Source organism: Pedobacter cryoconitis, from assembly GCF_014200595.1.
GTDB lineage: Bacteria > Bacteroidota > Bacteroidia > Sphingobacteriales > Sphingobacteriaceae > Pedobacter > Pedobacter cryoconitis_C.
The window spans coordinates 412871-426565 of the sequence record NZ_JACHCG010000001.1 but is presented as its reverse complement, the minus strand read 5'-3'; the positions used below and the strand labels follow the sequence as shown (position 1 = coordinate 426565).

Genomic DNA, 13695 nt, shown 5'->3' with positions numbered 1-13695 from the left:
TTAAAAGATGATGAAAACACTATCAAAAACGGGAATCTTCGTTATTTTGTTAACCAGCAGTCTGACCATTATGGCAGGGACTGTTATTGCCCCCTCCTTAAATGAAACTGCCATACATCTTGGTTTTACCAATAACCCTGCATGGCTAATCACCCTGCCTTCACTGGGAGTTGTATTATTTGCTCCTTTCATGGGCAGAATATCAGACAAAAAAGGAGCTTACCTGCTGATGTGCTGGAGCCTTGTGCCCTATGCACTATTCGGTGTTCTCGGTGCTATTTTAAGTAACCCCTATATTGTTATCGCAGACCGCATACTTCTTGGTGCTGCCACTGCTGCTGTTCAAACAGCAGGCACAGGTCTGATTGCCGATTTTTTTGAAGGAGAAACCCGCATCAGGATGATTTCCTGGCAGGGTATGTCTATTGAAATGGGCGGCGTAATTTTTCTGAGTGCAGGTGGACTGCTCGGCGAAAAAGGCTGGCAGCTCCCCTTTCTACTTTACCTCACTGCTCTCATCTGCCTGCCACTACTACTCATTAGTGTTCCCGGAAAAACTAAAATCCCTTTTAAACTTCCCGGTTATCATCCGGATATTGTTCCCAAAGAGCTCCTGAAAATTGTGATCAGCACCGCTATTGCCATGGTACTGTTCTTCATCGTCTTCTCCGGACTTCCTCAATATCTGCCCGGTACATTTAATTTTTCAACAGCTCAAACCGGGTACTTCATGGCTTTTATCTCTTTAGTTGCTGTGCTGGCAGCGAGTTTCATGCCCCTGGTTGTTAAACAAATCAGCACAAATTACACCGTGCCTTTAGGATTTGCCTTTTTCATGTCCGGACAACTGTTATTTGCTGTTTCAGATCAGCTGACCGGCTTAATCAGTGCAGCAATTGCAACAGGCATCGGATTCGGTTTTACGATCCCGCTATTGAACCATGTGACCTTAGAAATCAGCAATCCCCAAAACCGGGGGCGTAACCTGAGCTATTATTCAATGGCCATATTTGGTGGTCAATTCCTGTCTTCCTTTATAGGCGGCTTGCCCTTTGACCTTAAAACCATCTTTGTCATTGCCGCTTGTATAGCGATGTTAACAGGCATCACCCTCCTTATTCACGCGAAATACACGCTTAAAATCTTTAAAACAAAGCATCAATTTTTAAACAAATAAATAATAATATCATGAGAATAGAAGAAGTAAATGACTTATTAAATCCGGGCTACCTGCCTTTCGAAGCTGGTTACAAACGTTATGAAGATGGTCTGCTGGTTGTCGCAGCGCGATCAAGCCTGATGAATATTACAGGAAAAATGATTGAGTGGTGGGTAGGTTATGTCCACAACTCAGAACAATATTCATGGTGGCATAAACAAGACCATGTATTCAGCGACTGGATTGGAGAACGCGGCACAGGAAAATATATTGGAGGCACTCATATCGCTCATGAACGTTTGGGCGGCGAGGAAATCCACAAATTAAGGATTACATTTCTTGACCCGGCTACCGTGATGGATACTTCCCGCTTTGCAGAATTGGGCGTAACAGCAGTACATGCACGTTTAGCACTCGAAGGCCAGCCCGGGTACGTTGCCAAACTCATGCACTTTGTCAGAGACACACCTTATGGATGTGAAATGCGCAGCAGGTTCTGGTTAGGATACTTTGAAGAAAATGAGCTGGAAAATGATTTTGAAACCCGTTCCAGGATATATCCTGATGCAGCGGGAGCCGGTTTACTCAAACATTGTCATGAAGAAATGAGTAATCTAGGTATTTTCCTTCCCGAGCTTTACGAACGTGAAACCGGAGAAAAGGTTAAAATTCATTCACTTGCAGATGTACTTTAATCTTCCCTTTCCATAGCAATTCAGGTTATAGCCCCTATCTTTACGGCATATAACCTGAATTTCCTGTCAAATCCTATGAAGTTCGTACATCAGATAGATCCTTCTAAATTTCTTATTTTCCCGCTCAGCGACTGCCCGGAAAAATATATGCAAAGTAAAAACAGGCAAGAGTATTTCGAAATAATCTGGTTCAGTCCAGAACATAACCCTGACAATGAAGTTGCCTCTGGAAGCCAGTTCGTCTATTTAATTCCCCCTTTTCGTTCTGTAATCATACCCATTGAGGATAAACAAGGTTACCTGATAGCTTTTAAACGCGATTACCTGGAAGAAGACGACAAAGAATATGCACTGGATATCTTCAATCTATTCAATATGCAGGGGCAGTACACTATGCTGCAACTTGATACAGATACGGCCAATCGTTTTAACCATCTTCAACCGCTGATCACAGAAGAATATCAGAATCCTTTTGGCACTTACCTCGTGCTGAAATCATTGCTTAAAGTATTCCTGCTGAATCTGATCCGCCTGAATCAGCATGCGTTTCTGAATCAGGATATCAATCAGAAAAGAGTCTATGAATTTATTCTGCTCATGGAGCGTTATTATCAAAAAGAGCGTAAAGCATCTTTCTATTCTGATCAATTAGGCATCAGTGAGAAAAGACTGAACCAGATCCTTAAAGAGAAAATGAATAAAACACTCACTCAGCTTTTGCATATCCGTTTAATTGTTGAAGCAAAGCGTAAACTCATAAGCAGTGAAAGGACGATTAAAGAAATCGCTTATGAGCTGAATTTTGAAGACCGGGCCTATTTCAGCAGGTTCTTCAAGAAACAAACAGGTTTAACAGCAGAACAATTTAGAAATCGTCAGACAAATTAGATTTCTGAAGGTCAAACTTATTCGAAAGATCCTGATCAATAGCCCGGGCAATTTTCAGATCTGATTTACCAGTTGCGAACCGGCTGCGATTCTTTTTAGTAATGTAATCGCTTAATTTTACATCTCTAAATTCGCCCTTGGTTGCGGTTTCGATATGATTAAAACTCAATTCAGAAACAGTAACCCGGTATTTAAAATCTTTGACATTCACAACTACTGAAGCATCCACAGGGTAGCTTAAAATCCCCGCCATTCCAAAAACAGTATAACCATTATAACGCTGTGCATCTACAACATACTTGACCAAGCGTCCGATAAGCTGATCACCATCAGGAGAAATACGACGATCAAACCTGAAACCTTTCGTTGTAGATAAAAGTGTAAAAAGCTGATTTCCAAGTTCATCAGCCGTTAATTTGGAAGTATAAACTTTCTGGAAGATAACCTCGTAGTTTTTTAAAACTACTGAAGTTCCCGGAACACTGTCCACCACACCATCAGATAACTTCTTCTGACCATTCTGGGCAAAGCAAAAAACAGGGAAAAACAGTGCGAATAATATGAGTTTCATAAATTTGGTAATAATTTCTTAAACAGGACAGATGCTCTTATATTTCAGAGCCATCTGTCCCGGCTAAGTTACGATCTTAAGTTATTTTTTTTCAGTTAATTATTATGGATATAACGCAACAGTTGCTTGTTTATCTTTTACAGATAATACGGTAGCGCCAGAATTACACTGACCACCATTCATCAATGACAGTGCATCTGTTCCGCCAACTCCAGGTACAGCTGTGGCAGAGCCTTCCCCAATAGCAGACCAGTTTGTATGTCTCAATGAAATATTGTGACCCAGCTCATGCGTAATTGTTCTTTGACGCTGAGCAAAACTATTTGCGGCAATATATGCCTTGTTAATTTTAATTAAGTTACCCGCAGCACCGCCAGAAGGAAATGTTCCCTGGCCGCAAACACCATTGCCAAGATTTTCATCTTTGATCAGGATGTCATAAGTTCCGCTTGTTACTATAGAGAATTTAACGGTAGAACCAGCAATTCCATTCCATTGATTCACAGCAGAAGTTACTTCTGCGTTCATGCTGGTCATAGAAGCATCAACTTTTACGCGTATATTTCTCTTATTGGTCGCATTTACAAGGCTACCTGTATAATATTGCTCAGTTTTTGGCTGACCAGCAGGTATAACCATGTTTTTCGGGAAGATAATATCTTCTTCCACTACATAGTGATCACCATTTTCAACAATAGCTGATGAAGGAAATCCAAGGCTCTGAATATAGGATAATACCTTTTCAGTTTTCTCAGTTTGAGGATCAGGGGCTACAGGTGTTTCTTTGGTTTTAGAACACGATGCGATCACTATTGCGGCCAGCGCAATGAAAGTGAAGTTTTTCAAATTTTTGTTCATAGGGTTGATTGTTAGGTAGATCGTAACACTACAATATACAGAACATTCATTTATTCCTGTAACTTTTTTGATATTTATTTTAAACCAGTGTTAAAAATACACGCTTTTAAAAAGGCTATATTAAAGCAAAAACCCAATTAATATAGCCTGACAAAAAATATTACTTAATAATTTTCCCATTTACTTTTATATTTTTCCAGCCATCATCCAATCCGACACCTTTAAGATAGCTCACCCTGTGTGTACTGCCTTTTAAATTAGGCTGGTTCACCATATCGAACTCAAAAGTTCTTCTGTCAGCGGTTTTTTCTACCAACTTAACCTGGTAATCATTTGTACTTTTATCATTCAAAGTAAAAAAGACATCATTCACATTGGCATTAAATTTCGCATGTGTGTAAACTACTCCAGGCTGATCAGGATAACCTTCCAATAACTGGTTTTGCTCATCTATTCTCAGATACTTGATATCCGTGGCATCTCCGCCAACTAAAGAATAAAATTTATAATAAAGTTTTTTGTCAATCCGCACTGTATCTTTAATTTCAGTGTAGGAACTTGCGCTGTGGGCCCACCTATTCCCGATCTGCATTGGCATAAAGGAATCTGCTGCCGCAACATGTTGTACTGCTGCTTTTTTCATTTTACAAGAAGGTATTGCTAAAATGACTAATAAATACATTAGATAAGAAGTTTTCATAAGGTTAGATTTTTTAACTAATTTATGAATTTAATCCAATAATTCCAGACTTCCTATCTTTGAAAGATCCAGCATGAGCTGTCCATTGTCATCTCTGGAGAAAATAGTTACAAATCTTGCATTATGGATAATATTTTCATCTTTATAGGAAGTCCGGGTATGTACAGTCTGAGAAAAAGTATCATCAAAAGCCTTTAATAAAACCAGTATTTCGACTTCAGCCTCTGCTAACTCTTCTGCTGTTTTATTATATAGCGGACTATTTTCATCAATAGGATGAACTACCGTCCAGCTCATTGTCAGCAGGCCTATTTTTGATCTTTCCAATTCTAAGGGATAAAACCGCCTTTTCTTCTGATCTCCGATCAATTCATTATAAGAAAGCACGACCTGCACTTCTATTTCTATCAGCTGGTTATTTCTTAAATTAGCCAGTCTGAACATCAGCCCCTTAATTTCCTTATAAGGTGCGATCACCATATTCTCACTGTAAACAACTTTAGCAGTTGGCCGCGAAAAACGGCCATATAATAAACCCGTTGCCAGTGCAAAAGCCAGCAAACCCAGCATAGATTCAAATGCCGCGAGGCAGCTCGTTAAAAAGCCATCAGGACTAATATGTCCATAACCCACAGTAGAAATAGTCTGTGCTGAAAAGAAGAAGGCATCAAAGAAATGATCTCTTGGTGTAATTCCGTCAGCCCCTTTAAGATGTTCAATACCAATTAAAACATATAAAGACGCAAAGAGTATATTAACCAGCAGATAAGCAATCAGCAGGATGAACAGGAATTTCTTCCAGGTCATAGAGATCAGCCAGTTATAGGTATCGGATGTTCTGATAAATGGCAGGCCAATGCGTCTTATATTCGAAGACCCATCTGCATTCATCATTCGCTGATCCCCGAGGATTGGTTGTGTACCAAATCCAAGATCATCGTCAATTTGTGATTTACGTTTAAATAGCGCCATAATTTCCACCTAATTTTAATGAAAATTCAGCGTATTCTAAAATAACTGGTTTAACAGGTACCTTTTAGCCACCAATTAAAACAACCATTGATGCAATGATTACTCCCGCAATAATGATAAACAGGGCGTTTTTACTTGATTCTACTATCATGATATGAGTTATTTGTTTTTTTATACCCATAAGACGCCGTTACCAATCAATACCCCTACTGCTGGTGTAAAAATAAAAAAGCCACTGTCTATTTTCATAAACAGTGGCCTTCAATATTATAATTATAATTACTTATTTAGCACTTATTAAATCAATCGTAAAATCTAATATTGAGTTTGCCGGAATAGGCCCTTTATCTACATTTCCATAACCTAACACAGAAGGAATAATTAAACGGATACGACCACCAGGTTGAATAAAAGGTACTCCAATCTGCCATCCAGTAATAACACCACCTAAAGGAAAAGATATTGGTGTGCCATTGCTCTGATCAAAAACATTACCATTCAGGAAACGGCCTGTATAATTTACCGTAACAGTGGTAGAGTTATTGATTTTAACAGTGCCAGACCCAGGGGTTATAATCTGATAGAATACCCCGGTTGCAGGATCCTTAATTGCAGGAATTTTATTCGCAACTACAAAAGCTCTTATTGCTGTAGTATCTGCCCTGAACTGTGGATCAGGGTCATAAGTTTCTTTTTTCTTGCAGGATGTAAACGCAGTTACCGTACAAACAAGTAATACCAGGAGGTGTTTAATCTTTATCATCGATTGCAAATGTAAATTTATTTTAGTGATTCACTAAAAAGTTTGAGCAAATTCTTAAGAAAAAACGCCACATTAAATCACCTCATTCCCCAAGGTTCCAGGCTACTACATTCCACAGCTCTTTTTCGTCCCTGTAAGTACCAATCACTTCGAACCCCATTCTCTGGTGAACCTTTAAGGAATTAATATTCCTGGTGGAGATCTCCGTTACACACAACTGATACAGCTCTCCCACTTTACTTTTAGTTTCCTGATATAGACGGTTCAAAAGGCCCTGCCCCCTAAAATCACGATGCACACACACCTGTCCGCCAACCATGTAGTTATAACTGCCTAACAACTCTCCCCGGTAACGACAACGTTCAAACTCATTAAACATCGGTATCAGGCTTGACAATTCATTTCTCAAAGAAACATGCATGGCCAGATTATAACCAATTACCCGGTTATTAAAGGTTGCGATGACCTGAGGCAAATGACCAGCCATCTTTTTTAACAATGCCAGATTATGCTCCGCAAACACGAAACCCTGCTGCTGTTGCTGAGCAGCACTTATAGCGCTGTATAGATTCTCCTGCTGTAAAGCAAGGATTTGATTAAAATGAAGGTCAGTAGCAGCGACCTCCAGAACTATAGCTTCGGAAATAGATTCTTTATTCATATGACATGCATCTTTTAATCAAATTTCCTAATTTTACCAGAACCAGTACAGATACAGTTTTACCTAATTTAACCATAACAGTTATAACTGATGACAAATTCTGATCCAGCCAGTAAAAGCTATTTATATGAAAATATTGCCGCGGATATTACCCATCAGATTTACGCCGGCGTACTCGTTTCAGGAGACAAACTCCCTTCACTCCGGACTATACACCAACACTATAAAGTAAGTATCAGCACTGCATTACAAGCCTACTACCTGCTGGAAAGTAAAAGTCTGATCCGTTCTGTACCACAATCAGGTTATTATGTAAGTTATAAACTCCAAAACATGGCGCTTCCTAACCAAAGCAGGCCATCTTTATCACTTAGCAACGCAGATACCTCCAACATTGTCAGCAACGTTTACGACAGTATCAGCACTGACCATATTATGCTTTCCCTTGGTGTTCCCTCTGCCGAACTACTGCCATTACCCAAATTAAATAAAGCACTAAGCCATGCATTACATACCCTGCCAGCACACGGATCAGGTTACGAACATGTTTTAGGCAATCCTAAACTCCGCCGCCAGATTGCACGCTTATCGGCAAACTGGGGAGGAAAACTTACAGAAAATGATATTTTAACCACCGCAGGCTGTACCGGTGCGATGTTCCAGGCCATGGTTGCACTGACACAAAAAGGAGATACCATAGCCGTAGAAAGCCCGGTATACTTTGGGATTCTGCAATTAGCACTAAGTTTAGGGTTAAAAGTACTGGAACTTCCTACTCATCCTGAAACAGGTATTGAACTGGAAGCTTTAAAAACAGCCCTGCAAAAGAATAAAATCAAACTTTGCCTGTTCATCAGTAATTTTAGTAATCCTATGGGAGGTACAATGCCAGCGGAGCATAAAAGAGAAGCCGTCAGACTCCTGGCACATCATGATGTACCATTGATAGAAAACGACCTCTATGGCGATCTGTATTTTGGCGCCGGCAGACCAGTAAACTGTAAAACATATGATGAAAGTGGCCTGGTACTTCTATGTAGTTCAGTTTCCAAAACATTGGCCCCCGGATATCGGGTCGGCTGGCTTACCCCGGGCAAATTCACAGAACAAATCAGGCGTGTGAAATTTGCTACCGCTATTTCTTCCACAACCCTTACACAAGAAGCAGTAGCAGATTTCCTTGAAAAAGGACGTTACGAAAGTCATCTGAAAAAGCTAAGAAACACCTTAAGCAGTAACAGTTTGCACTATAGAGAAGCCATCCGGAAGTATTTCCCCGAAGGAACAAAAATCAGCAGGCCCAAAGGCGGCTTCATGTTATGGGTAGAACTGAACCCCAAAATCAATACGGCAGAACTTTATGACCAGACCATTAAAAGAAAAGTAAGTTTTGCCCCGGGCAGGATGTTTACGCTGCAAAACCAGTATAACAACTGTCTGCGGCTCAGCTACGGATTACCCTGGACGCCTCAACTCAACAATGCCATAAAAACCATTGGAAACTTAATTCATTAAAGCTTTTTATTTAACTGGAAGATTCTGTATCACATATCTTGCTTTGATTACGTGAAATGACATTTAACAGAGGCAGACCACCAGCCATTAAAACACCCCGCTAAGGAGTAGGATTTTAAAAGCCAACTACGGTTTTGTAAATAGTACGTACGCTGGAAACAATAACCAGCGTTCCAACTGCAATCAGGATTGTCTTCGTATTTAATTTCCCCGCAAACCTTGCTGCAATCGGCGCTGCGATCAGTCCTCCGATAATTAAACCAGCGATAGTCTGAATATGGCTCGTACCCAAAATAATGAAGAAAGTCAACGCACTGGCCAGCGTAACAAAAAACTCAGTTAAACTGACCGTACCTATAATATAACGTGGAGTTTTACCCTTTGCAATCAATGTACTGGTCACCAAAGGCCCCCATCCACCACCACCAAAGGAGTCCAGAAAACCACCAGCCCCTGCTAACCAGCCAGCATGTTTCACCTTTCTGGATTCATTCTTTTTCCTGAAAGCATTTAATAATATCCTTAATCCAAGAAACAAAGTATAAACAGATAGTGCTGGCCTGAGCCAGTTTCCATAAGATTCACCCAGAAAAGAAAGTAACCCAGCACCAATAATCGCCCCTAAAACTCCAGGCAATAACAAAGTCTTAAAAAGCTTTTTATTGATATTTCCAAACTTGTAATGACTGAAACCAGAAGCACCGCTGGAAAACATTTCTGCCGTATGGATACTTCCACTAATTGCAGCAGGATTAAGCCCGGTAGACAATAAAACTGTGGTAGAAATCACTCCATATCCCATGCCCAAAGCCCCATCGACCATTTGCGCTACAAATCCGGCCAGTAACATCCATCCAAATGCGGCATCCAGATCAAGTGTTTTAGCGAAAGCCTTAAAAGCATCTATAAGATTGATCAAAGGATAAAATGAAGCGATCAGATGCCCGATAATCATGAAACCTAAAGCAAACAAACACCGGCCGGCAATTTTCTTCCAATACCTGCCATCACGGACAGTAAGCGCAGCAGAAGATAGGGTTGAAGTTTCTTTAGCGAAGGAAACTCCTTCCTTTTGTGTGATTTGATTTTCTGAAGAGGACGACGACATATTGATATACTGACGATTAGGTTTGCCAATATACAATAAAGTATACTAATTTAATAGACTAAAAAATAATTACTGAATTTACCTCTCCATATCAAATAACAGTTATTAATATGCCTGAATGAGGACTTCAGCAGGAATGTGCAGTATGTCAATCAATTTACGTATCATAGCTAAACTTAATTTTCGTTTTCCTGATAAAATCTCAGACTTTCTTGAACGGGTTCCCAATAAAGCACTTAATTCATTTTCAGATAAATTCATTTGTTCCATACGAAATTTTATAGCTTCTATTGGATTTGGATAAGCAACAGGATAATGAACTGATTCGTAATCTTTAACCAATAAACTCATGATTTCCAACTCATCAGAAACAGCCGACCCCTCTATAATATCTGTTTGCATCAACTCATAAATATGAGCTAAAGCATTATCGTATTCTTCCTCAGTTCTAATTGGTTTTAACATAACTTATTGTTTTAGCATTTATTTTATCGTATTGTTTATGCAAGCCAAACCAAACAACAAACACAATTTTTAAACGGTACTCTATATCAACGATCAAGCGATAGGTATTACCGTGGATATTAAACACAACCCGCTTTTCATTTAGTATAGAGGCATTTTTGTATTGAGCCTTTAGTTCATTGGGATTATTCCATGAAGCCAGGGCTGCTTCTTCATGCCAACTTAATAAAGCTTGCTCTGCCTGATGAAACTCGGCAATGTAATCTTTCAGTGTTTTTATTGCTATAACCCGCATACTTAGCAAATATAATATTTCGTTCCCAAATTGGGAACGAAATACAGTTATTTATTCCTCCTTATCCCTTGCCACTTTTAAAGTAATTCCTATCTTTGCGCCCGCCAATTCTTATTTAGACCAACACTAAACAATAGATCTAAATCAAACATTATCAGCTAATTACAAATTAGCGCAAACCCTATTAAACACACCATATGATTAAATTTTTTACCAGTTTAGGAACAGCCATGCTCCTCTGTTGCGCAATTCAGGCACAGACCATCAAAGGTACAGTACACGATAAAAACACCGGGGAAACCATTATAGGGGCAAGTATTTCCGTAAAAGAACACCCCGGAAAAGGTGTAATGGCAGATGCACAAGGTAAATTCACTTTACAACTGCAATCAGGCGAGACGCTGATCGTGAAAATGATTGGATATAAAGATTTCCAAAAGCAATACCAGGTTATTAAAGACGGTCAGCAAATCAACATCTCCCTGGAACCTGGCGTTGAACTGCAAGAAGTTATGGTTACCGCCAGTTTGGCCAATTCAAGAAGTAAAAAAGCAATTGGAACAAACATCGATCACATTAATGCAGCAGGAATTGTTGCCACCAGTAACCCCTCTTCACTCGCAGACATTGTTAACGGAAGAATCAGCGGCGCACAAGTTTACAATACCAACGGTAAAGTAGGCATGCCCATCCGCTTCGACATCCGTTCGTCCGCCACCTTCAGCATGGATCGTGATCCACTGATTTTTATAGACGGTGTACGTTACGGCAGTAGCAATACCTCAGACATTAACTCTTCTCAGGAAGCCATGAGCGCATTGAACGACTTACCCTTAAATGATATAGAATCTATCGACGTCATTAAAGGCCCCGCAGCAGCAGCCTCTTACGGTGCTGAAGCTGCAAACGGTGTCGTAGTTATTCAAACTAAACGCGGCTTAAACGGTAAAAAAGGAATAGCTGTCAATGTAAAATATACCACAGGATTCAGCGAACTGGCCAGAAAATATGATCAGTTTGTCAATAACGACCCCTTAAACGATTTCTTCAGAAAAGGAACAGAACAACAACTATACGCCAATGTTACTTCTCAAATTGATGAGAATAACAGCATTTTCCTTTCTGCAAATACCAATAAAAATGCAGGTATCGTTCCTGGAAATCAGGATAACAGGCAAACAGTGCGTACAGGGTATGACTTTACAAAAGACCGTTTTAAACTATCGCTTACCGCAGGTTACGTCAAAGGGAAATTAAGTATCCCGCAATCAGCCTCAGGACGTGACGATGCAATCTGGAACCTGATGCGCGACCGTACCCCATGGCCATTTATTGCCGAAGAAAGCTGGCGGGCCATTCAAAAAGAATATGAAAACGACCGCTTTACAGGAAGTTTGAAACTCGCTTATACCTTTCCTTTTGAAATCAAAGCAGAAACTTTAGTTGGCTTAGACCTGAACCGTATCGACGGCTTAAATTATCTTCCTTACGGCTACTTGCAAGGCACAAACAATACCGGAAGCAAGCAAATCAGTAACCGCCGTAACCAGAATATGAACTGGGACTTTAAATTATCCCGCAACTTTGTATTCAATCCGAAATGGCAATTAAACCTGTCCTTCCTCTCTCAGGTTACACAAGCATCTGAGAAAGTTACCGGAATCAGTGTCCGTAACTTCGCTGTTCCCGGAATCAGCAATATCGCTTCCGCAGCAGAAATTTTAGGCACTACAGACAACACCTTCGAAAAGCGCACACACGGATTATATGGAGAGGCCTTTTTAAGCTACGACAACAAATTATTTATCAATGCCGGGCTTAGACGCGATGTATCCAATATGATCGGAAGAAACGTAGCCAGCATCTGGTATCCGACAGTAAGTGTGGCCTATAACGTAGCTGGCATGGACTTTTTGAAAGGAAAAGTAGAAGAATGGAAATTCAGAGCTGCCTATGGAGAATCAGGCCGCTTACCTTATCCGGGTGATGCACAAACCGCTTACCTGGTAGAGAACTCTTCTTTTGGGACTATAGTAAAACCTTTAAGGAAAGGAAATCCGGATATCAAACCAGAACGTACAGGTGAATTTGAAATCGGAACTGATGTAAAAATATTCAACCAGAAATTAAGCTTTACCTATTACAGGCAGTATACCCGTGATGCAATCGTTTATACAACCCTTTTACCTTCACTGGGCTTTCCGTCCAGCTTAAGTGGTGACTATCCTGAAAACATTGGTAAAATACAAGGTCAGGGACTGGAAATTTCTTACAATAGCAGAGTCTTTACCAGTGCAAATAAAAAACACAGTCTGGACATTTATGCCATCTTCAATCAGCAATCTAATAAAGTAATCAATTCAGGTGATAAAGATATTCTGAGTTCGGTGAACCTGATCAGAGCCGGATTGCCAGCATTTGCTTTTTACTCCAACCTTTCCCAGGGCCCGGTATTTGATGCCAAAGGCGTTTATACAGGTGCAAAAGAAGGCCCGCTACAAGAATTAGGTAAACCTTTCCCTACTTACAACGGGTCATTAGGATTTGGCCTGCAACTATTCAACAACCTGCGCATACAATCACTTCTCACCTATTCAAAAGGAGCTAAAGTTTATAATATTTCGGCAAGAAATGTGGCTTCACAAGGAAATAACTATGAAGCCAAAGAAACTTTAAAATCACAATTAGCTACCCTTACACCAGGCACGGCCGATTATATCTCCACCGCTACCGCCCTGTCAAAAGTTGAAGGCGTAAGAGGTGATTTCATCCAAAAAGCAGACTTCATCAGACTAAGCAATTTAACCATGTCTTATGACTTAGGTAACTGGGCAAAACGCTATACAAAAGGGGTATTGAAACGCTGTGTAGTTTCCGTAACAGGAAATAACCTGTGGTTAACTACAAACTACGGCGGCGCTGAACCTCAGATTGATTCTCAGGGTGGAAGTAAAAGAACTAAAGGGATTAGTTACCTGTCTTCAGACTGGACAGCCGTTCCAGCTCCCCGCACTTATGCATTTAGTTTAAATATTGGGTTTTAAT

14 protein-coding genes are annotated in these 13695 nt (G+C 40.2%); 5 read left to right on the top strand and 9 right to left on the bottom strand.

Annotated elements, in window-relative coordinates; all coding sequences use genetic code 11:
• Positions 1-7: 7 nt before the first annotated feature.
• The 3 genes from HDE70_RS02020 to HDE70_RS02010 all read left to right on the top strand — a co-directional run bounded on the left by HDE70_RS02020 (position 8) and on the right by HDE70_RS02010 (position 2742).
• Complete coding sequence (locus tag HDE70_RS02020) at positions 8-1177, top strand: MFS transporter (protein ID WP_221301996.1); 1170 nt, start codon at positions 8-10, stop codon at positions 1175-1177.
• Between the two features lie 11 nt (positions 1178-1188).
• Positions 1189-1854 carry a DAPG hydrolase family protein gene (locus HDE70_RS02015; protein WP_183887740.1) on the top strand — a complete coding sequence of 222 codons (666 nt, stop codon included), beginning with the start codon at positions 1189-1191 and terminating at the stop codon, positions 1852-1854.
• A 75-nt stretch (positions 1855-1929) separates the two neighbouring features.
• Complete coding sequence (locus tag HDE70_RS02010) at positions 1930-2742, top strand: helix-turn-helix domain-containing protein (RefSeq protein WP_183887738.1); 813 nt, start codon at positions 1930-1932, stop codon at positions 2740-2742.
• On the opposite strand, the gene HDE70_RS02005 is transcribed toward HDE70_RS02010, so the two are convergent.
• The 6 genes from HDE70_RS02005 to HDE70_RS01980 form a co-directional block, all read right to left on the bottom strand.
• Positions 2720-3313 (bottom strand): hypothetical protein, encoded by a 594-nt coding sequence (locus tag HDE70_RS02005; RefSeq protein ID WP_183887736.1) that lies wholly within the window; start codon positions 3311-3313, stop codon positions 2720-2722. The genes HDE70_RS02010 and HDE70_RS02005 overlap by 23 nt on opposite strands.
• A gap of 102 nt (positions 3314-3415) precedes the next feature.
• Positions 3416-4171: a M57 family metalloprotease gene (locus HDE70_RS02000; protein ID WP_183887734.1), complete on the bottom strand. Its 756-nt coding sequence runs from the start codon at positions 4169-4171 to the stop codon at positions 3416-3418.
• Positions 4172-4331: 160 nt separating this feature from the next.
• Complete coding sequence (locus HDE70_RS01995) at positions 4332-4871, bottom strand: hypothetical protein (protein WP_183867698.1); 540 nt, start codon at positions 4869-4871, stop codon at positions 4332-4334.
• Between the two features lie 30 nt (positions 4872-4901).
• Positions 4902-5843 (bottom strand): ion channel, encoded by a 942-nt coding sequence (locus tag HDE70_RS01990; protein ID WP_183887732.1) that lies wholly within the window; start codon positions 5841-5843, stop codon positions 4902-4904.
• 283 nt (positions 5844-6126) lie between these two features.
• The gene (locus tag HDE70_RS01985) at positions 6127-6606 is read right to left on the bottom strand and encodes an FKBP-type peptidyl-prolyl cis-trans isomerase (RefSeq protein WP_183867700.1); all 480 of its coding nucleotides are present in this window, start codon (positions 6604-6606) and stop codon (positions 6127-6129) included.
• Between the two features lie 82 nt (positions 6607-6688).
• Positions 6689-7267, bottom strand: a complete 579-nt coding sequence (locus tag HDE70_RS01980) for a GNAT family N-acetyltransferase (RefSeq protein WP_183867701.1) — start codon at positions 7265-7267, stop codon at positions 6689-6691.
• 90 nt (positions 7268-7357) lie between these two features.
• Here HDE70_RS01980 and HDE70_RS01975 point away from each other — a divergent pair, with 90 nt between their 5' ends.
• Positions 7358-8782, top strand: coding sequence for a PLP-dependent aminotransferase family protein (locus HDE70_RS01975; RefSeq protein WP_183887730.1), 1425 nt, complete (start codon positions 7358-7360; stop codon positions 8780-8782).
• A gap of 115 nt (positions 8783-8897) precedes the next feature.
• On the opposite strand, the gene HDE70_RS01970 is transcribed toward HDE70_RS01975, so the two are convergent.
• The 3 genes from HDE70_RS01970 to HDE70_RS01960 all read right to left on the bottom strand — a co-directional run bounded on the left by HDE70_RS01970 (position 8898) and on the right by HDE70_RS01960 (position 10650).
• Positions 8898-9890: a sulfite exporter TauE/SafE family protein gene (locus HDE70_RS01970; RefSeq protein ID WP_183887728.1), complete on the bottom strand. Its 993-nt coding sequence runs from the start codon at positions 9888-9890 to the stop codon at positions 8898-8900.
• A 105-nt stretch (positions 9891-9995) separates the two neighbouring features.
• Positions 9996-10355 carry a type II toxin-antitoxin system HigA family antitoxin gene (locus HDE70_RS01965; protein ID WP_183867704.1) on the bottom strand — a complete coding sequence of 120 codons (360 nt, stop codon included), beginning with the start codon at positions 10353-10355 and terminating at the stop codon, positions 9996-9998.
• Entirely contained in the window at positions 10339-10650 is a 312-nt protein-coding gene (locus HDE70_RS01960) for a type II toxin-antitoxin system HigB family toxin (RefSeq protein WP_183867705.1), read from the bottom strand. Before HDE70_RS01960 ends, HDE70_RS01965 begins: the two co-directional genes overlap by 17 nt.
• Positions 10651-10847: 197 nt before the next feature.
• Here HDE70_RS01960 and HDE70_RS01955 point away from each other — a divergent pair, with 197 nt between their 5' ends.
• On the top strand, positions 10848-13694 hold the full coding sequence (locus HDE70_RS01955; RefSeq protein WP_183887726.1) for a TonB-dependent receptor domain-containing protein: 2847 nt from the start codon (positions 10848-10850) through the stop codon (positions 13692-13694).
• The last annotated feature ends 1 nt before the right edge of the window (position 13695 follow it).

Coding starts and splice junctions, on each gene's coding strand:
- HDE70_RS01960 (WP_183867705.1), bottom strand. CDS start 10,650: ATGCGGGTTATAGCAATAAAAACACTGAAAGATTACATTGCCGAGTTT.
- HDE70_RS02010 (WP_183887738.1), top strand. CDS start 1,930: ATGAAGTTCGTACATCAGATAGATCCTTCTAAATTTCTTATTTTCCCG.
- HDE70_RS02015 (WP_183887740.1), top strand. CDS start 1,189: ATGAGAATAGAAGAAGTAAATGACTTATTAAATCCGGGCTACCTGCCT.
- HDE70_RS01965 (WP_183867704.1), bottom strand. CDS start 10,355: ATGTTAAAACCAATTAGAACTGAGGAAGAATACGATAATGCTTTAGCT.
- HDE70_RS02020 (WP_221301996.1), top strand. CDS start 8: ATGATGAAAACACTATCAAAAACGGGAATCTTCGTTATTTTGTTAACC.
- HDE70_RS01970 (WP_183887728.1), bottom strand. CDS start 9,890: ATGTCGTCGTCCTCTTCAGAAAATCAAATCACACAAAAGGAAGGAGTT.
- HDE70_RS02005 (WP_183887736.1), bottom strand. CDS start 3,313: ATGAAACTCATATTATTCGCACTGTTTTTCCCTGTTTTTTGCTTTGCC.
- HDE70_RS02000 (WP_183887734.1), bottom strand. CDS start 4,171: ATGAACAAAAATTTGAAAAACTTCACTTTCATTGCGCTGGCCGCAATA.
- HDE70_RS01955 (WP_183887726.1), top strand. CDS start 10,848: ATGATTAAATTTTTTACCAGTTTAGGAACAGCCATGCTCCTCTGTTGC.
- HDE70_RS01975 (WP_183887730.1), top strand. CDS start 7,358: ATGACAAATTCTGATCCAGCCAGTAAAAGCTATTTATATGAAAATATT.
- HDE70_RS01980 (WP_183867701.1), bottom strand. CDS start 7,267: ATGAATAAAGAATCTATTTCCGAAGCTATAGTTCTGGAGGTCGCTGCT.
- HDE70_RS01995 (WP_183867698.1), bottom strand. CDS start 4,871: ATGAAAACTTCTTATCTAATGTATTTATTAGTCATTTTAGCAATACCT.
- HDE70_RS01985 (WP_183867700.1), bottom strand. CDS start 6,606: ATGATAAAGATTAAACACCTCCTGGTATTACTTGTTTGTACGGTAACT.
- HDE70_RS01990 (WP_183887732.1), bottom strand. CDS start 5,843: ATGGCGCTATTTAAACGTAAATCACAAATTGACGATGATCTTGGATTT.